Annotated in this window: 17 protein-coding genes; 14 read left to right on the plus strand and 3 right to left on the minus strand. The window is 67.9% G+C overall.

The genetic code is table 11. The annotated features are described in order from the left end of the window. Nucleotides 1–173 precede the first annotated feature (173 nt). The gene (locus tag GJV64_RS02545) at nt 174–995 is read left to right on the plus strand and encodes a CHAD domain-containing protein (RefSeq protein WP_164155720.1); all 822 of its coding nucleotides are present in this window, start codon (nt 174–176) and stop codon (nt 993–995) included. 3 nt (nt 996–998) lie between these two features. On the opposite strand, the gene GJV64_RS02550 is transcribed toward GJV64_RS02545, so the two are convergent. Further along, nucleotides 999–1325, minus strand: a complete 327-nt coding sequence (locus GJV64_RS02550; RefSeq protein ID WP_164155721.1) for a DUF6481 family protein — start codon at nt 1323–1325, stop codon at nt 999–1001. A gap of 11 nt (nt 1326–1336) precedes the next feature. Next, nucleotides 1337–3451 carry a molybdopterin dinucleotide binding domain-containing protein gene (locus tag GJV64_RS02555; RefSeq protein WP_164155722.1) on the minus strand — a complete coding sequence of 705 codons (2115 nt, stop codon included), beginning with the start codon at nt 3449–3451 and terminating at the stop codon, nt 1337–1339. Nucleotides 3452–3529: 78 nt separating this feature from the next. Here GJV64_RS02555 and GJV64_RS02560 point away from each other — a divergent pair, with 78 nt between their 5' ends. The 13 genes from GJV64_RS02560 (at nt 3530) to ppdK (ending at nt 18069) form a co-directional block, all read left to right on the plus strand. Continuing rightward, nucleotides 3530–4201 carry a Pr6Pr family membrane protein gene (locus tag GJV64_RS02560; RefSeq protein WP_164155723.1) on the plus strand — a complete coding sequence of 224 codons (672 nt, stop codon included), beginning with the start codon at nt 3530–3532 and terminating at the stop codon, nt 4199–4201. A 2-nt stretch (nt 4202–4203) separates the two neighbouring features. Continuing rightward, on the plus strand, nt 4204–5730 hold the full coding sequence (locus tag GJV64_RS02565; protein ID WP_164155724.1) for an acyl-CoA synthetase: 1527 nt from the start codon (nt 4204–4206) through the stop codon (nt 5728–5730). A 54-nt stretch (nt 5731–5784) separates the two neighbouring features. After that, nucleotides 5785–6678, plus strand: coding sequence for a TraB/GumN family protein (locus GJV64_RS02570; RefSeq protein ID WP_164155725.1), 894 nt, complete (start codon nt 5785–5787; stop codon nt 6676–6678). A 73-nt stretch (nt 6679–6751) separates the two neighbouring features. Further along, nucleotides 6752–7627: a TraB/GumN family protein gene (locus GJV64_RS02575; protein ID WP_164155726.1), complete on the plus strand. Its 876-nt coding sequence runs from the start codon at nt 6752–6754 to the stop codon at nt 7625–7627. Further along, complete coding sequence (locus GJV64_RS02580; RefSeq protein ID WP_164155727.1) at nt 7624–8007, plus strand: hypothetical protein; 384 nt, start codon at nt 7624–7626, stop codon at nt 8005–8007. Before GJV64_RS02575 ends, GJV64_RS02580 begins: the two co-directional genes overlap by 4 nt. A 123-nt stretch (nt 8008–8130) precedes the next feature. Then, nucleotides 8131–8742, plus strand: a complete 612-nt coding sequence (locus GJV64_RS02585; protein WP_164155728.1) for a 50S ribosomal protein L25/general stress protein Ctc — start codon at nt 8131–8133, stop codon at nt 8740–8742. A gap of 98 nt (nt 8743–8840) precedes the next feature. Next, nucleotides 8841–9413: an aminoacyl-tRNA hydrolase gene (gene pth / locus GJV64_RS02590; protein WP_164155729.1), complete on the plus strand. Its 573-nt coding sequence runs from the start codon at nt 8841–8843 to the stop codon at nt 9411–9413. A 50-nt stretch (nt 9414–9463) separates the two neighbouring features. Further along, nucleotides 9464–10564 carry a redox-regulated ATPase YchF gene (gene ychF / locus GJV64_RS02595; RefSeq protein ID WP_164155730.1) on the plus strand — a complete coding sequence of 367 codons (1101 nt, stop codon included), beginning with the start codon at nt 9464–9466 and terminating at the stop codon, nt 10562–10564. Nucleotides 10565–10740: 176 nt separating this feature from the next. Then, nucleotides 10741–11937, plus strand: coding sequence for a molybdopterin-dependent oxidoreductase (locus GJV64_RS02600; protein ID WP_164155731.1), 1197 nt, complete (start codon nt 10741–10743; stop codon nt 11935–11937). Beyond that, the gene (locus GJV64_RS02605; protein ID WP_164155732.1) at nt 11937–12230 is read left to right on the plus strand and encodes a cytochrome c; all 294 of its coding nucleotides are present in this window, start codon (nt 11937–11939) and stop codon (nt 12228–12230) included. Before GJV64_RS02600 ends, GJV64_RS02605 begins: the two co-directional genes overlap by 1 nt. 32 nt (nt 12231–12262) lie before the next feature. Further along, on the plus strand, nt 12263–13120 hold the full coding sequence (locus GJV64_RS02610) for a glycine--tRNA ligase subunit alpha (protein ID WP_235927566.1): 858 nt from the start codon (nt 12263–12265) through the stop codon (nt 13118–13120). Beyond that, nucleotides 13117–15378, plus strand: a complete 2262-nt coding sequence (glyS, locus tag GJV64_RS02615; RefSeq protein ID WP_164155733.1) for a glycine--tRNA ligase subunit beta — start codon at nt 13117–13119, stop codon at nt 15376–15378. Before GJV64_RS02610 ends, glyS begins: the two co-directional genes overlap by 4 nt. Nucleotides 15379–15402: 24 nt before the next feature. Then, entirely contained in the window at nt 15403–18069 is a 2667-nt protein-coding gene (ppdK, locus tag GJV64_RS02620; RefSeq protein WP_164155734.1) for a pyruvate, phosphate dikinase, read from the plus strand. A 158-nt stretch (nt 18070–18227) separates the two neighbouring features. Here ppdK and GJV64_RS02625 read toward each other — a convergent pair whose 3' ends face one another. Continuing rightward, nucleotides 18228–18506: a hypothetical protein gene (locus GJV64_RS02625; RefSeq protein WP_164155735.1), complete on the minus strand. Its 279-nt coding sequence runs from the start codon at nt 18504–18506 to the stop codon at nt 18228–18230. Nucleotides 18507–18707: the final 201 nt, after the last annotated feature.

Below are 18707 nucleotides of genomic sequence, written 5' to 3' on the forward strand. Positions count from 1 at the left end.
GGCGCCGGCGCCCGCATCGAGGAGGCCGCCTTCGCCATCGACCTGCCAGACCTGGGCGGGGCCGGGCGGTTGCGCGCCGCCGGCGTGGTGCCCCATTCATTGATGGCCTACCCCGGCCACTGATCGGGCCTATGCTTGCCGCCGCGCGACTCGCGCACGGGGGAGGGGCGTCCATGGGCCGCTCACGGGACCTGCAGCTGGATCTTTCGGGAAGCGACGCCGCTTTCCGGGCCATGGGCGGCGTGTGCCTGGCCGCCTTTCAGGACGCCGAGGCACGCCTGATCGCCACGCCCGATGCCGAGAGCCTGCACGACGTGCGCGTGAGCCTGCGGCGGCTGCGCTGCACGCTGGCCCTGTTCAGGCCGCTGGCCCGCCCGCCGCCCGTGCCCGCCGCCCTTCTGCAGTCGCTGTCGCGCGCGCTGGGCGCGGTGCGTGATCTCGATGTGTTGATGGCGGGCACGCCGGCGGGGCCGCTCAACGATCATCTCGCCGCTGCGCGCCAGGCGGCGCTGGCCAGTGCGCTGACGCTGCTGCGCGCCCGGTCGACCCGCACCCGGCTGCGGCAGCTTTCAGACTGGATGCTGCTGCACCCGCCCCTGACGGACGAGCCGGCAAGGCAGTTCATCGCCGCCCGGCTCGATCGCTTCTGGCGCAAGCTGAGGAAGGCCGGGCGGGCGCTGGAGGGCGGCACGGACGCAGACCGCCACCGGCTGCGCAAACGGGCACGGACCCTGCGCCATGCGACCGAACTCACCGGCAGCCTGTTTCTCCACCCCGGCCGGCAGGCCCGTTTCACGGCGGCGCTGGCCGCGCTGCAGGCGGCGCTGGGCGCACTCAATGATCTGGTGGCGGCCGAGGCGCTGCTGTCCCGACTGGGCCAGGCCCATGCGCCCGAAGCGGCGCGGTTGATCGGCAGGTGCCAGCGTCACACGCTGATCGCGGCGGCTGCCAGCGCCTTTGCCGAGCTGCGGCAGGCGCCGCGCGCCTGGCGCTGAGCCTTATTTCACCCGCGCCTTGCGGGCGGCATAACGGGCATCGCGGGCGGCCTTCTGGGCGGCTTCACGGGAAATCGCTTCAAGCCGCGCCTGTTCGGCCTGCTTCTCGCGCTGGGCTTCCTTCAGCTTCTTTTCCTCGGCCATCTGGCGGGCGCGTTCGGCGCGCGCGGCCTTGGCCTGGGCTTCCTTCTGGGCGCGCTTTTCGGCGCGGGCCTTGGCGGCGGCGATGGCATCTTCGCTGGGGGCGGCGGCCTTGAAGCGCTCGAGCTTGGCCTTGCGCGCCTCGGCCGCAGCCTTGGCGCGATCGTGGTGATCGGGGAGTTTGAACATGGCGGCAGGCTTTAGCCGCTTCGCTCTTCTGCCGCAACTGCGAACGCCGGTTCAGGTTCGACCGGTGCGATGCTGACCGGCGTGCCGACCAGCGCTGCCGTGCCTGACAGCGGATCGATGCGGCTGCGCAGCGTGAGATCATTGTGACTGGCCCCCGGCCGGGCGCCGGCGATGCCCAGCCGCACGCCCGGCCGGCCGTGGCCAAAGCCGTGCGGCAGCGAGACGACGCCTGCCATCATGGCCTCCGTCAACTGGGCCGGCACCTCAACCGCGCCTGCCGCGCTGGCGATGCGTACCAGCGCGCCATCAGCGATGCCGTGGGCGGCGGCATCGGCGGGGTTGAGCAGCGCCACGCACTTGTCTGGCCCCTTCGCCAGCCGCGGCGCATTGCCCAGCCAGCTGTTGTTGCTGCGAATATGGCGCCGGCCAATGAGGGTGAGGCCGGGCTCGGGTTGCTGTGCCAGCCAGTCGGCAAAGCGGCCCGTGAGGTCGGCCATCAGCGGCTCCGGCGCGCACCTGATGCGCTTGTCGGGCGTAAACAGGCGGTCAGGCAGGCGTGGCTGGTGCGGGCCGAGGTCCAGCCCGTGTGGGTGCGCCGCCACCTCGGCGAGACTCAGCCCGCCCTTGGCCAGCATCCGGTCCAGCTGCGCGCGCGGTGCCACCGGTGGCGGCAGGGTGATGCCCTGCGCGACTGCGATGGCGCGGGCCAGTTCGGCCACAATCTCCCAGTCGCGCTTCTGGCCTTCTGCCGGTTCCCAGAGCGCAGGCGAGAATTTGGCGAAGTTCCTGAAGGCGATGGGGGCCAGCAGCAGCGGATAATGGTCCTTCGCCAATGGCCCGCAGGGCGGCAGGACATAATGGGCATGGCGGCTGGTGGCGGTGATGTGGGGATCAACCGACACCATCAGCTTCAGGCCGGCCAGCGCCGCATCGAGCGCGCCGCCATCTGGCACGGAGAGCACCGGGTTGCCGGCCACGACCACCAGCGCCTGCACCTGACCCTCTCCCGGTGTGGTGATCTCTTCGGCCAGGCTCACCGCCGGAAACTCGCCCATGACCTCCGGGTGACCTGACACCCGGCTGTGGAAGCGGCCGTGGCTGCCCGGGCCGGAACCGCCGGCAATGTCGATGGCCGGCAAGGAGAACATGGCGCCGCCCTCGCGGTCGAGATTGCCGGTGGCGATGTTGACGAGGTTGATCAGCCAGTGCGCCAGCGTGCCGAACGGCGCGGTCGAAACGCCGATGCGGCCATAGACGACCGTTGGCTCGCCATTGCCCAACTCTGCCGCCAGCGCCCGGATGGCGTCTGGCGTCCAGCCGCAGGCGCGGGCCAGGCCCGGCATGTCGAAGCGGCGCAGCGCCGTCCACAGCGCGTCCCAGCCATCGAGCATGGGCAGCAGCCGGCCGGGCCTGACAAGCCCGGCCTCGTCGAGCGCCAGCAGCAGGCCGATGAGCAGTGCGGGGTCACTGCCGGGACGGATGAAATGGTGGGCATCGGCCACCCCGGCGGTTTCGCTGCGGCGGGGGTCGATCACCGTCAGCCGGCCGCCGCGGGCCTGCAGTTCGGCGATGCGGCGCTTCACGTCGGGCACCGTCCAAACGCTGCCGTTGGAGGCGAGCGGATTGCCGCCCAGGATGACGAGGTGGCGCGTGCGCTCGATATCCGGGATGGGGAAGAGCGCGTTGTGGCCATAGAGCCAATATTGCGCCAGCTGGTGGGGCATCTGATCGACGGTGGACGCTGAATAGAGGCCACGCACCCCCATCGCCTTCTTCAGCGCCCCGGTCTGGAAGCCCAGCGAAAAATCATGCGCGGTGGGGTTGCCGATGTAGAGCGCGGCGCCACCACCGGCCGCCTTGATGGCGGCAAAGCGCGTGCCGATCTCGGCCAGCGCGGTGGGCCAGTCCATCGCCTGCCAATCCTTGCCCACCCGCTTCATCGGCGCGGTCAGCCTGTCGGGATCGGCCTCCAGATCGGCAATCGCGTTGCCCTTGGGGCAGACATGGCCGCGGCTGATGGGATCATCGGCATCGCCGCGAATGCTCACCACGCGCCGGCCTTCCGTTTCCACAAGCAAACCGCAATTGGCTTCGCAGATGTGGCAGGTGCGAGTGTGGATGGCCATGGCGGCAAGTATTGGCGGCGTCCCCCACAACTGCAACAGGCTTTGCGCTGGCACGCGCTTGGGGTAGCAATCGGCGCCATGGAGGAATGGCTGCAACCGGGACCGCGCATGGCCGCTGCCGTGATTGCCGTGCTGGCTGGCGGGGCGCTGTTGACGCAGTTCGGGCTGGACATCGTCGAGCGCGGTCGCGATCCGGCCGGCGAGGTCGCGCATCTGGCCGGCTGGTTCACCATCTGGTCCAACACCATGGTGGCGCTGATCGCCAGCCATGCCGGCCTCATGGGCCGGGCGAGGGGGCCGAGCCACCCGGCACTGCTGGCGGCAAGCGCTGCGTGGATCGTGGTGGTCGGCGTTGTCTACAACACGCTGCTGGCCCATCTCAATCACCCGCCGACCCTGGCCCGCCAGCTGATCGACCAGGTGTTCCACACGGTCATGCCACTGGCCTGGCCGGCCTGGTGGCTGTGGGGCCGCCCGGCCGGCGCCTTGCGCTGGCGGCACCTCGCGGCGGTGCTGCCGCTGCCGCTGGCCTATTGCGCCTTCTCGCTGTGGGTGGGCGGGCAGACCGGCCGCTATGCCTATTTCTTCATCGACGTTGCCCGCTACGGCTGGGGGCAGGTCACTCTCAACATCATCGGCCTCGCCGCCTTCTTCGTCGGCCTGATGGCCGCCGCCATCGCCTGGGATCGCCGTGGCGCTCCGGCGGCGGCCCCAGACGCTGGAAAGGCCGGCTCCGCCGCGAAAGGATGAGCATGCACCCCTTCCACCACGCCGCGAACCAGCCTGATACACCCGCGATCATCATGGCCGGCAGCGGCGAGATCCTGAGCTATGCCCAGCTCGAGGCGCAATCGAACCGCATCGCCCACCTGCTGCGCGGCCTTGGCCTGAAGCGCGGCGACACCATCGCCATCCTGATGCTGAACGAGATCGACTATCTGCCGATCTGCTGGGCGGCGCAGCGCTCGGGGCTGATCTATGTCGCCATGTCAACGAAGCTGACGGCGGACGAGGCCGGCTATATCGCGCAGGACTCCGGCGCGAAGGCGATCTTCTGCTCGCCGGCGCTGGCCAGCGTGGCGGTGGCGGCGACGCTGGATCTTTCGCCTGCAGCCCGGCTTGCCACCGGTGCCGGCGCGGCTGGCTGCACCCGGCTGGCCGATGCCCTGGCCAGTCTGCCGGCCACCCGCATCGCGGACGAAAGCGCCGGGCGCGACATGCTCTATTCCAGCGGCACCACCGGCCGGCCCAAGGGGGTGCGCGGCCCGCTGCCGGAAGGCCCCATAGATCAGCTCGATGCCCTCACCGGCCTGGTGGCGCATCTCTACGGCTTTGCCCCCGGCATGATGTATCTCTCGCCGGCGCCGCTCTATCACGCCGCGCCGCTGCGTTATTGCATGAGCGTGCACAAGTTCGGCGGCACCGTGGTGGTGATGGAAAAGTTCGATCCCGAAACCTATCTGGCGCTGGTCGAGAAGTATCGCATTACCCACAGCCAGCTGGTGCCCACCATGTTCGTGCGCATGCTGAAGCTGCCCGAGGACGTGCGGACGAAATATGATCTGTCCAGCCTGAAGGTCGCCATCCACGCCGCCGCGCCCTGCCCGGTGGACGTGAAGCACGCCATGATCGCCTGGTGGGGGCCGGTGATCTATGAATACTACAGCGCCACCGAAGGGGCAGGCTTCACCGCCATTTCCCCGCAGGAATGGCTGAACAAGCCCGGCAGCGTGGGCAAGGCGATCCTGGGCGAGATCCGCGTGATCGACGACGAGGGCAATCTGCTGGCGCCGGGCCAGACAGGCCGCATCTTCTTCCACGGCGGCGGCAGCTTCAGCTATCACAATGATCCCGCCAAGACCGCCAGCGTGATGGGCGAACATGGCGCCACCTTCGGCGACATCGGCCATGTCGATGAGGATGGCTATCTGTTCCTCACCGACCGGGCGGCCTTCATGATCATCTCGGGCGGCGTCAACGTCTATCCGCAGGAGGCCGAGAATGTGCTGATCGGCCATCCCGAGGTGGCCGACGTGGCGGTGTTCGGCATTCCCGATGCCGAGATGGGCGAGGCCGTCCACGCCGTGGTGCAACCGCGCGACATGGCCCGCGCCGGGCCTCAACTGGAGGCCGAACTTCTGGCCCATGTGCGCGGTCGGCTGTCTCACGTGAAGTGCCCGAAGCGCATCGATTTCCGCGCCGAACTGCCCCGGCATGACACCGGCAAGCTCTACAAGCGGCTTTTGAAGGACGAATATTGGGCCAAGGCGGCGAGTTGAGCCGAATAAAGCCAACATATTGCCAAAGTTGAGAGTTCATGGCATGCAAGGGCCATGAAGTTGTTGCGTTTATTCTTTGTTTACGTCCTGTTTTGGGTATCGCTGCCGGCGCTTGCTTATCCAGCATTGTGGCAGGTCAGCAACGGCAAGGGCGGCACCATCACGATGATGGGCACGGTCCACTTTCTGCCGGCCCGCGTGCTGATCGGCGAGACACACCCGGATCCGGCGTGGCTGAGCCCCAGGGCGCGGGCGGCCTTCGATGCAGCCGATCTGCTGATGGTCGAGGCTGTCGCCCCGAAGAAGGCAGCCGCATTGACCGATATGACCGATCGCCTTGGCCGCCTCGCCAAGCCGGTCCCGGTTGCGGCGCGGCTGCCGGCAAGCCTGCGCCCGACGATGCAGGACATTGCCGACGTCCATCTGCTGTCCGTTCCCGAAATGGCGAGGTGGAAGGATTGGGTGCTCGCCTTCGGTCTGATGCGCGCCCAGCTGGAGATGATCGGGCTGGATTACAATTCCGGCGCTGACCAGACGCTGATCGCGATGGCGGGCGCGGCCGGCAAGCGCGTGGCCGGACTGGAACCCTATGAGACAGGCACAAGGATGCTGAACGCCATGCCCCCCGCCGTCCAGCGGGACATGCTGGTGGACACGGTTGCGCACCTGTCGGACTTTGGGTCACTCTTTCCCGAAATGCTCGACAGCTGGCAGTCCGGCGATCTCAAGCGGTTGCAGTCCAGCTTCGAGAAGGGCGAATCGTCGCCGGTCGATCTGAACCAGGGGTTGATCCGCGACCGCAACCGGACCTGGGTCCAGACCATCGCGACCATGTTCACCGGCCAGCAGCGCATTTTCATGGGCGTCGGCGCCATGCACATGCTGGGGTCGGACAGCCTGATCCCGATGCTGGAAAGCCGTGGCTTCACGGTGACGCGCATCGAATAGGCCGCCTGACCCGGCCCCTCGCCACAGTCGGCGAATTGACGGCGGTCACCCGGACTGGCCAAGATCAATGGTGATGGCACGTTCCCCCTGCTTCCCGCTTTTGCTGTGCCGCCTGTTCCTGGCGGCCCTGCTGCTGCTGGCCGTTCCGGCACTGGCGGTGCCGGCGCTGTGGACCGCATCGAAGGCCGGACGGACGGTGATCCTTTATGGCACCATCCACGCGCTGCCACCCGGCACGGACTGGTTCAGCCCGAAGGCCCGCGCCGCCTTTGCCCGTGCCGACACGCTGGTGGTTGAGATGCTGCCGCCCACCGAGCCGGGCGCCACAGCCGAACTGACCGAGCAGATCGCCTATCTGCCCACGCCCGTGCCGATCCGCGACCGGCTGCCCGATGATCTGAAGGGCCGCTATGACGCCATGGTGAAGGCCAGCGACCTGCCCCTGGCCAATCTTGACCGCATGAAGAGCTGGTTCGCGGCGCTGAGCCTTGTGCAGCTGGAGATGCTGATGAACGGCATCGATCCGGCGGCCGGGGTGGACGTGACGCTGATCGGTCGCGCCCGGGCGGCGGGCAAGCAGCTGGTGGGGCTGGAGACGCCGCCCGGCCAGCTGGAACTGTTCAACGGCCTGCCGGAAGCGGAGCAGCGCCTGCTGCTGGCCTCCGCCGTGGCCGATGCTGGCCAGTCGCAGAATGCAATGCGCGCGCTCGTCACCGCCTGGAGCGCCGGCGACATCGCGCGAATCCGCCGCGATTTCGATGACGCCAGCCTGTCGCCGGAACTGGAACGTCGCCTGCTCACCGATCGCAACGCTGCCTGGGCGCGGTTCGTGGCCGCCCGGCGCAAGGGGCGGCTGTTCATGGCCGTGGGCGCCGCCCACATGGCCGGGCCGGGCAGCCTGATCGAGATGCTGAAGGCCCGCGGCTTCCGGGTGAGGCGTGTCGAATGAGGGGGTGGCTGGCGCCGGCCGTGCTGGTGGCGGCGCTGGTCGCCTGTTCCGGTGTCGATGAAGCGGCGGCGGTTGGCCTTGTCACCCGCTTCCACGCCGCGCTTGCGGACGGGGACTGGGCCGCCATCGATGGCCTGCTCAGCCGATCGACGCGGGCCTTGCGCCCCGGCCTTGGCACGGCGCGCGCCTTCCGCAATCTCGGCGCCCGCCATGGCCGCTATCTGGGGGGCGGTCTGGCGCGCATCTCGGCCGATGATGGCCGCATCACCCTTGTCTGGGCGGCGCGTTATGAACGCGGGGCCGTCAACGAGCTGTTCGTGCTGGTGGACGAGGACGGCGGGCTGAAGATCGACAGCTACAGCGACAAGGCCGCGCCCTAGAGCCTGCCCGCTTGCCTTTTGCGCGGGGCTGCCTTAAGGGCCGGCGCTTCGCGAGGCGCCCGCCATTTTCGCATCCCTGGAGGCGGCGGGGTTTCGTGAAATCATATCCATCAGGAGCGAGCAATGAGCGAATCCTTCAAGCTCGCGGCTGAACTTCGCGCCAAGGCAGGCAAGGGAGCCTCCCGCGCGATCCGCCGCGAAGGCCGTGTCCCGGCCGTGATCTATGGTGCGGGCGAAGCCGCCACCCCCATCCATGTCGAGGAGAAGATCCTCGTCCGCCAGCTGCACACCGGCCACTTCATGAACGCCATCGTGGAGCTGGAGCTGGACGGCAAGACCGTGCGCACCCTGCCGCGCGACGTCGCCTTCCACCCGGTCACCGACCGCCCGATCCATGTCGATTTCCTGCGCCTCACTGGCAACGAGATCGTCACTGTCACCGTGCCGGTGCACTTCGTCGATCAGGAACTGTCGGCCATCAAGCAGGGCGCGATGCTGAACATCGTCGCCCACGAGCTGAAGCTCGACTGCGCGCCCGATGTCATCCCGGATGACATCACCATCAGCCTTGCTGGCTTGCAGGTGGGTGCCGCCATCCACATCGCCGATGTGAAGCTGCCGGCCGGCGTCAAGCCGCACGGCCGCGAGACCGACCTGACCATCGCCACGATCGTTGCCCCGAAGGCCATGAAGAGCGAGGAAGGCGATACCGAGACCGAAGCCGCCGCTTCCTGAGCGGCCGCGTTGCAATCGCAAGACGGGCGGGGCAGGGGAGCCATCTCCTGCCCCGTTTTTCTTGCCCCGTTCGTGTAATCACAGGATAGCAGCCCGCGATGCATCTGCTGGTCGGTCTCGGCAATCCCGGCGCGTCCTATGCGCTGCACCGGCACAATGTCGGGTTCATGGCGGTTGACGCCATTGCGGCGCGCTGGGACATCGGGCCGTTCAAGCCGCGGTTCCAGGGCCTGGCCGCCGAGGGGCGGATCGGCACCGCCAGGGTGCTGCTGCTCAAGCCCGCCACCTTCATGAACGAGAGCGGCCGCAGCGTCGGCGAGGCGCTGCGCTTTTTCAAGGCCGAGGCGGCCGCAGCGCTTACAGTCTTCTATGACGAGCTTGATCTCGCGCCCTTCAAATTGCGCATCAAGCATGGCGGCGGCGCGGCCGGGCACAACGGCATCCGCAGCCTCGATGCGCATGTCGGCGCCGATTACCGGCGGGTGCGCATCGGCATCGGCCACCCCGGTCACAAGGAGCGGGTGACGGGCCACGTGCTGGGCAATTTCGCGAAAGCCGAGATGGATCCACTCGCCGATCTGCTGGGTGTGATGGCGGATGAACTGCCCACGCTGCTGGCCGGAGACGAGGCGCGCTACCTGTCGGACGTGGCGCTGCGGTTGCAGCCGTGAGCACTGGCGACTAGAGAGCCGCGCAAACCCCAGATCATCGGACAAGTTTCATGCCCATCCGTGTCGGTATCGTCGGCCTGCCCAATGTCGGCAAGTCCACCCTCTTCAATGCGCTGACCGAAACGGCGGCGGCGCAGGCGGCCAACTATCCCTTCTGCACCATCGAGCCCAATGTGGGGAACGTGGCGGTGCCCGATCCACGGCTCGACAAGCTGGCGGCCATCGCCAAATCGGCGAAGATCATCGAGACGCAGCTGGGTTTCACCGACATCGCCGGGCTGGTGAAGGGCGCGTCGAAGGGGGAGGGGCTCGGCAACCAGTTCCTCGCCAACATCCGCGAAACCGATGCCATCGCCCATGTGCTGCGCTGTTTCGAGGATGATGATGTCACCCACGTCGCCGGCCGCGTGAACCCGGTGGAGGATGCCGAGACGGTCGAGACCGAGCTGATGCTCGCAGACCTCGAAAGCCTGGAAAAGCGCCTGCCGCAGCTCGCCAAGAAGGCCGCGCAGGGCGACAAGGAGGCCAAGGTGCAGGCCGCCGTGCTGGGCCAGGCGCTGGACCTGTTGAAGGCCGGCAAGCCCGCCCGCCTGGTGCAGCCGAAGGACGAGGAGGAGGCGCGCGCCCTGAAACAGGCGCAGCTGCTGACCACCAAGCCGGTCCTCTATGTCTGCAACGTGGAGGAGGCCAGCGCCGCCACCGGCAACGCCCACAGCGAGGCGGTGGCAAGGATGGCGGCCGGCATCGGCGCCCACGCCGTGGTGGTCTCTGCCGCGATCGAGGCCGAGATCGCCACCATGGAGCCGGCCGATCGCGCCGAGTATCTGGAGAGCCTGGGCCTGCACGAAACCGGCCTCGCCCGCGTGGTGCGCGCCGCCTATGCGCTGCTGGGCCTCATCACCTTCTTCACCGTTGGCCCTAAGGAGGCGCGGGCGTGGACGGTGAAGAAGGGGTCCCGCGCGCCCCAGGCCGCCGGCGAGATCCACGGCGATTTCGAGAAGAAGTTCATCCGCGCCGAAACCATCGCCTATGTTGACTATGTTACGCTCGGCGGTGAAGGCCCGGCCAAGGAGGCCGGCAAGTTGCGTGCCGAGGGCAAGGATTATGTCGTTGCCGATGGCGATGTGATGCACATACTCCACGGTGCGTAGCGCGGCCAGCGAGCGTACCGCGCGCGGACTCGCGCAAGCACGGCCGGGCTGGCGTCTGGCCATCAGGCCAGACGAACAGCTTCGACGGCGTGGCTCCGCCGCGCCCTACCCTTCCTTGGCTTCTTTCTCCCGTAGCGGACTCGGCGGCTTTGCCGCCGGCCGCGCGTGACAGCATCATGCCGCGCGGCTACACCTTCCCCATGCTCACCCGCCGCGCCCTGATCGCTTCCCTGGCTGCAGCGCCTGCTGCCGCGCAGGTCGATCTGGGCTTCTCCGACAACGGGTTGCGGCCCACCACCAGCGCCTTTCCGCAGAAATCCGAGATGATCCTGCAGCGGTCCACCCCGCCGCTGCTGGAAACGCCGATGAGCGTGTTCGACGCCCATGATTTCACGCCGAACGACCGCTTCTTCGTGCGCTGGCATTATCCATTCCCGACCCGGATCAACCCGGCGCAGCATCGGCTGCGGGTGACGGGCCACGTGGGCCGGGCACTCAACTTGTCGCTCGCCGATCTCGCCCGCCTGCCGCGCGTTGCCGTGGCGGCGGTCAACCAGTGCGCCGGCAACGGCCGCGGCCTGTTCAGCCCGCGTGTGCCCGGTGCGCAATGGGCCAATGGCGCGATGGGCAATGCGCTGTGGGAGGGCGTGCGTTTGAAGGACGTCCTCGCCCTTGCTGGCGTGAAGGCCGGCGCCGTGGCGGTGCGTTGCAGCGGGCTGGATGCACCGGCCGGGGAGGGCGCGCCCGATTATGCCAAGAGCCTGCCCGTCGATCATGCCCTCACCGACGATGTGATGATCGCCTGGGCCATGAACGGCGAGCCGCTGCCGATGCTGAACGGCTTTCCGCTGCGGCTGGTGGTGCCGGGCTGGTATTCCACTTACTGGGTCAAGATGCTTGACCAGATCGAGGTGCTGGACCGGCCGGACGATGGCTACTGGATGGCGAAGGCCTATCTGCAGCCGGCCAATCCGCTGGCCGATATCGCGCCGGGTGCGCCGGCCGGGCCGCGCGTGCCGGTCACCACCATGCGGCCGCGGGCGTTCGTCACCAATATCGCCACCGGTGCGCGGCTGCCGACCCGCGCATTCACGCCGGTGCAGGGTGTCGCACTGGGCGGTGATCATGGCGTGGCGCGCGTCGAACTGTCGGCCGATGGCGGCGCCTCGTGGCTGCCGGTGCAGCTCGGCCCCGATCATGGCCGTTTTGCCTTCCGCCGGTTTCGCGGTGCGCTGGCCCTGCCGCCCGGCCGCCATACGATCTGGGCGCGCGCCACCAACGCTGCCGGCGTGGCGCAGCCGGCGGCGCAGAACTGGAACCCGTCCGGCTACAACCGCGCCGGGGTGGACGCTGTGCGCGTGGAGATCGCCTGATGCGCCTTGCCCCGCTCGCCCTGCTGCTGCTCATCGCGGCGGCACCGCCCAGCCGGCCGCTGGCTGTCGATCTGCCCAATGACGAAGGCCTGCTGCCCGAACGCTATGGCGTGTCGGCCGATGCCGCCAACGGCAATTGCCTTGGTTGCCACAGCGCCGCGATGATCACCGCGCAGCCGCGCCTGTCCCGCGTGCAGTGGGCCGAAACGATCGCCAAGATGCGCACCGTCTATGGCGCGCCGATTGACCCCGCGGACGATGCCGCCATCCTCGCCTGGCTGCTCGCCGATTGACCAGCCAAGCCCCCGCCCGCTAAGGGCCGTCCGTGTCGAAACCTCTTTCCTTCCAGGCGATGATCCTTGCGCTCCAGGCCTATTGGGGCGCGAAGGGCTGCGTGATCCTGCAGCCCTATGACGTGGAGGTGGGGGCCGGCACCTTCCACCCGGCCACCACGCTGCGCAGCCTCGGCCCGGCGCACTGGAACGCCTGCTATGTGCAGCCCAGCCGCCGGCCATCCGATGGCCGTTATGGCGAGAACCCCAACCGGCTGCAGCATTATTACCAGTTCCAGGTGATATTGAAGCCCAGTCCGCCCGATCTGATCGGGCTTTATCTCGGCAGCCTCGACGCCATTGGCGTCGACCGGGCGAAGCATGATATCCGCTTTGTCGAGGACGACTGGGAAAGCCCCACATTGGGCGCCTGGGGCCTGGGCTGGGAAGTGTGGTGCGACGGGATGGAAGTCTCCCAGTTCACCTATTTCCAGCAGGTTGCGGGCCATGACTGCGCGCCGGTGGCCGGTGAGTTGACCTATGGCCTCGAACGGCTGGCGATGTACATCCAGGGCGTCGAGAACGTCTATGACCTCGCCTACAATGATGCCGGTGTGACCTATGGCGAGGTGTTCCTGAAACAGGAACAGCAGTTCAGCGCCTATAATTTCGAGAAGGCCAACACCGACAAGCTGTTCCAGCATTTCAAGGACGTGGCCGAGGAATGCCGGGCACTGGTGGCCGCCGGCCTGCCGCTGCCGGCCTATGACCAGGCGATCAAGGCCAGCCATCTGTTCAACCTGCTTAACGCCCGCGGCGTCATCAGCGTCGCCGAACGGCAAGCCTATATCGGCCGCGTGCGCGACCTGGTGAAGGCGGTGGCCGATTGCTGGGTGGAGCAGGCCCAATGAAATTCCTGCTCGAACTGCAATCCGAGGAAATCCCGGCGCGCATGCAGGCCGCCGCCGCCGAACAGCTGCGCACGCGCTTCATCGAGGCGCTGAAGGCCGCCGGCCTTGCCCATGGCACGGTGACGGCGGACGCCACGCCACGCCGGCTGTGGCTGATCGCCGACGATGTGGCCGCCGCCAGTGCAGGCAGCGCCGAGGAGGTGAAGGGCCCCGCCGCCACGGCGCCGGCGCAGGCGATCGAGGGCTTTCTCAAGAAGACCGGCCTGAACCGCGAGCAGCTCGAAGAACGCGAGACGCCCAAGGGCGTCGTGCTGTTTGCGGTGATCCGCCGCGAAGGGCGGTCGGCCGCCGACATCCTGGCCGAGGCCATCCCTCAGATCGTGCGCGAGTTCGCCTGGCCCAAGTCGATGCGCTGGGGCGAGGCGAGCCAGTTCACCGCGTCGCCGCGCTGGGTGCGGCCGCTGACCGGCATTGTCGCGTTGCTGGATACGGACGTGGTGGCCTGTGAGGCGCATGGCATCACCTCGGGCCGCGAGACGCGCGGGCATCGCATCCATGCGCCGGAGAGCTTGAGCATCACCAGCGCCGCCACCTATCTGGAGCAATTACGCGCTGCCCGCGTGCTGGCCTCCAGCGCCGAGCGCCGGCAGATCATCGCCGCCCGCGCCGCCGCACTGGCCGCCGAAGCCGGCCTGTCGCTGATCCCTGATGAGGGGCTGGTGGCCGAGAACGCCGGCCTCACCGAATGGCCGGTGCCGCTCTTGGGCCGGTTCGATCCCGCCTTCCTGTCGGTGCCGCGCGAGGTGATCGTGCTCACCATGCGCACCAACCAGAAATATTTCGCGCTGTCGGATAGCGCCGGCGCGCTCGCCCCGGCCTTCATCTGCGTCGCCAATCTCGAGGCCAGCGATGGCGGCGCCGCCATCACCCACGGCAACCAGCGCGTGCTCTCCGCCCGCCTGTCCGACGCCCGCTTCTTCTGGGAGCAGGATGTGGCCTTCGTGAAGGCGCACGGGCTGGAAGGCTTCCTGCCCAAGCTGAACGATATCGTTTTCCACGAGAAACTGGGCACGCTGGCCGACAAGGTGGAGCGTGTGGCGGCGCTGGCGAAATGGCTGTGCGAAAGCGGCGCGGTGCCGGCCGATCCGGCACAGGCCGAAGCCGCCGCCCGCCTCGCCAAGGCCGATCTCGTCTCCGCCACCGTGGGCGAATTCCCCGAGCTGCAAGGCCAGATCGGCCGCTATCTGGCGCTCGCCATCGGCTCCGACCCGGCCATCGCCGACGCGATCCGCGACCATTACAAGCCGGCCGGGCAGGGCGATGACGTGCCGACCGCGCCCGTGAGCGTTGCTGTCGCATTGGCAGACAAGCTGGATACGTTGGTTGGGTTCTTTCGTCATAAGATCCAACCGACAGGCTCAAAGGATCCATTTGCCTTGCGTCGCCAGGCGCTAGCGCTGATCCAAATAGTTTTGAACAACAATATCAGAAGAGGGCTCGTTCACCTTCTTGCTTATGGCGCTTCTGGTATCTTTGAAAGTGAATCTAAGCAAGCCCGAGAGCATTTGGAATTTCTATCTCAAAAAGTTAGCGAGGCAGAAAGTCGAGTTGAAAATATATCGCGTGAGATATTGGACTCGTTAGGTTTGCTTTCGTCTGATTCGGCTCCCGTGCGCGCATTGAAGCTAATTGCGGGCACGGAGCAAAAGCAGAACTCATATGTTGTGAATGCCTCAATTCAGACCGCAGTTGAAATGCTACCATTCTTCGCCGACCGCCTGAAGGTCCAGCAGCGCGAGGCCGGCGTCCGCCATGATCTGATCGACGCCGTATTTGCGCTGGGCGGCGAGGATGACCTTGTCCGCCTACTTGCCCGCGTGAAGGCGTTGCAGGCGTTCGTGGAGACGGCGGATGGCACCAACCTGCTGGCCGGCTACAAGCGCGCTGCCAACATCCTGAAGGCGGCCGAGAAGGACGGCATTGGTAAGCCCGCAGCCGGCGCTGGCGACGGCGCGGAAAGCACCCTCGCCGCCGCGCTCGACGTCGCCCTGCCCACCGCCACCGCGGCCGTTGCCGAGGAGCGCTTCACCGATGCCATGGCGGCACTCGCCACACTGCGGGCGCCGGTCGATGCCTTTTTCGAGGGCGTGATGGTCAACGATCCCGACCCCGGTATCAGGGCGCGGCGGCTGGCGCTGCTTGCGCGTTTCCGCGATGCCGTGCATGGCGTCGCCGACTTTTCGAAGATCGAAGGCTGAACAGCCTTGGACAGGAACCGTGGAATGACGAAGTCAGTCTATCGCTTTGGCGGCGGCAAGGCCGAAGGCGACGCCAAGCAGAAGGAACTGCTGGGCGGCAAGGGCGCCAACCTTGCCGAAATGGCCGGCATAGGCCTGCCGGTGCCGCCCGGCCTGACCATCGCCACCCACGTGTGCGCGGCTTTCTATGATGCCGGCGGCAAACTGCCTGATACCGTGCAGGCTGACGTGCTCGAGGCGCTGGCCTTCGTTGAAGGCGTGACCGGCAAGCGCTTCGGCGATGCCGCCAACCCCCTGCTCGTTTCCGTCCGCTCCGGCGCGCGCGTGTCGATGCCCGGCATGATGGACACGGTGCTCAACCTCGGCCTCAACGACGTGACCGTGGAAGGCCTTGCCACCGCATCGGGCAACCCGCGCTTTGCCTGGGACAGCTATCGCCGCTTCATCCAGATGTATGGCGACGTGGTGCTGGGCCTCGATCACTACCTGTTCGAGGATGCGCTGGAAATCGCCAAGGAAGACAAGGGCGTGACGCAGGACACTGGGCTGGATGCCGAGGACCTGAAGAAGCTCGTCGCCCGCTATCGCGCCATCGTCGAGCAGAATCTGGGCCGCCCCTTCCCGCAGGACCCGCACGAGCAGCTGTGGGGCGCCATCGGCGCCGTGTTCGGATCATGGCGCAGCGACCGGGCGCGCACTTATCGCCGGCTGAACGATATTCCCGAAGACTGGGGCACCGCGGTCAACGTGCAGGCGATGGTGTTCGGCAACCTGGGCGACACGTCGGCGACCGGGGTCGCCTTCACCCGCGATCCCAGCACCGGCGAGAAGGCCTGGTACGGCGAATATCTGATCAACGCGCAGGGCGAGGATGTGGTGGCGGGCATCCGCACGCCCCAGTATCTCACGAAGGCCGCGCGGCTGAAGGCCGGCGCCAAGGCGGCCTCCATGGAAGAGGCGATGCCCACCGTGTTCGCCGAGCTGGGCCGGGTGTTCGATCTGCTCGAAGGCCATTACCGCGACATGCAGGATATCGAGTTCACGGTGGAGGATGGCCGCCTGTGGATGCTGCAGACGCGCAGCGGCAAGCGCACGGCGAAGGCCGCGCTGAAGATCGCCGTCGACATGGTGGGCGAGGGCCTGATCACCGAAGCCGAAGCGGTGGCGCGGGTCGAGGCCGGCGCGCTTGACCAACTGCTGCACCCGACGCTTGACCCCAAGGCCCCGCGTGACGTGATCGCACGCGGCCTGCCGGCCAGCCCCGGCGCGGCCAACGGCGCCGTGGTGTTCGACAGTGACCTGGCCGAGCTCAAGGCCCGCGCTGGTGAAGCGGTGATCCTGGTGCGCACCGAAACAAGCCCGGAAGATATCCACGGCATGCACGCGGCGCGCGGCATCCTGACGGCGCGTGGCGGCATGACCAGCCACGCTGCCGTGGTGGCGCGCGGCATGGGCCGCCCTTGCGTGTCGGGCGCTGGCAGCATCAGCATCGATCTTTCCACCCGCACCATGAGCTGTGGCGGCCGCCGCATCGAGGAAGGCGAGCGCATCACCATCGACGGCACCACCGGCGATGTGATGCTGGGCGAGGTGGCGACCGTCGAGCCCGACCTGTCGGGCGATTTCGGCACGCTGATGGCCTGGGCCGACAAGCACCGCCGCCTGAAGGTGCGAACCAACGCCGAAACCCCGGCCGATTGCCGGGTGGCCCGCCAGTTCGGCGCGGAAGGGATCGGCCTGTGCCGCACCGAGCACATGTTCTTCGAGCCCGGCCGCATCACCGCCGTGCGCCGCATGATCCTGGCCGAGGATACGGCGGGCCGCGCCGCGGCGCTGGCCGAGCTGCTGCCCGAGCAGCGCGCCGACTTTGCCGAGATCTTCCGGGTGATGGCCGGTCTGCCGGTGACCATCCGCCTGCTCGATCCGCCGCTGCACGAATTCCTGCCGCACGATGATGCCGGCTTTGCCGATGTGGCGCAGGCGACCGGCCTGCCTGAAACGCTGGTGCGACGCCGCATCGGCGAACTGCACGAATTCAACCCGATGCTTGGCCACCGCGGCTGCCGGCTGGGCATCACCTATCCGGAAATCTATGCCATGCAGGCCCGCGCCATCTTCGAGGCGGCGGTGATGGTGGCGAAGGAAGCCGGCGCAGCGGTGGTGCCTGAAGTTATGGTGCCGCTGGTGGCGACGGCCCGCGAACTGGAACTGACCAAGGCCGCCATCGATGCCGAGGCTGAACATGTGTTCGCCGAAACCGGCACCCGTCTCGATTATCTGGTCGGCACGATGATCGAGCTGCCGCGCGCTGCGCTGCGCGCCGGCGAGATAGCCGCCCATGCCGAATTCTTCAGCTTCGGCACCAACGACCTGACGCAGACGACGCTGGGCATCAGCCGCGATGACGCCGCGCGCTTCCTCGGCCCCTATGTCGAGAAGGGCATCTATCCCAAGGACCCGTTCGTCTCCATCGACGAGGACGGGGTGGGCGAACTGGTGGCGATGGCGGCCGAACGCGGCCGGGCGGCCAGGCCGGGCCTGAAGCTGGGCATCTGCGGCGAACATGGCGGCGATCCGGCCAGCATCCGCTTCTGCGAGGGGCTGGGGCTGGATTATGTGTCCTGCTCACCCTACCGCGTGCCGATTGCGCGGCTGGCGGCGGCACAGGCGGCGCTGAAGCGCGGCGCGTGATTATCGCTTCGCGATAATCACCGACTCGCGCGAAGCCCGTTCGACGTCACGTCGAACGGACAGACCGCAGCCCTACCGCTTCCACATCCACCAGCCCGTCAGCAGCCCGACGGCAAAGCCGGCCAGCACCCAGGCCCAGATCTCGCCGAACAGCCAGCTCACCGGTTCACCCAGTGCGCATCCGCCATGCCGGGGTGGCGCCGCAGCCGGGCGATCACCCTGGCGCGGGTGGCGGCATCGGCGCTGCCGGACAGCCAGGCCTCCCGCCCTATGAGGCCAGAGGGCTGGCGGAACGACACGCTGCCATCGGCCACGCCTTCCTTCAGCAGCGCCTGCTGCGCCGCCCAGTTCAGCCGGCCGATCACGGTGCCGCCCCCGGTCATCGCGGCGCCGCGCGCCAGCACAACAGTGGCGGCCAGCCCGACGAGAAGTTTCACGCTTGGATGCATGGGGCCATCCTAGGCCCCACCGGGCGGCTGTGGCAATTGCTGGCCTGTCGGCACGTCAGCGGCTATCCAGTTGGCATGGCCCACGAAACCGATCCGCTGCGCCGGCGCCGCAGCCTGCCGCCGGGCGGGACGGCGGAATTGCGGGCGATGCGCGATGGCTGGCCGCTGCGCACCCTGCGCTGGCCGGCG

Source organism: Sandarakinorhabdus rubra (assembly GCF_010994245.1).
Classification (GTDB): Bacteria; Pseudomonadota; Alphaproteobacteria; order Sphingomonadales; family Sphingomonadaceae; genus Sandarakinorhabdus; species Sandarakinorhabdus rubra.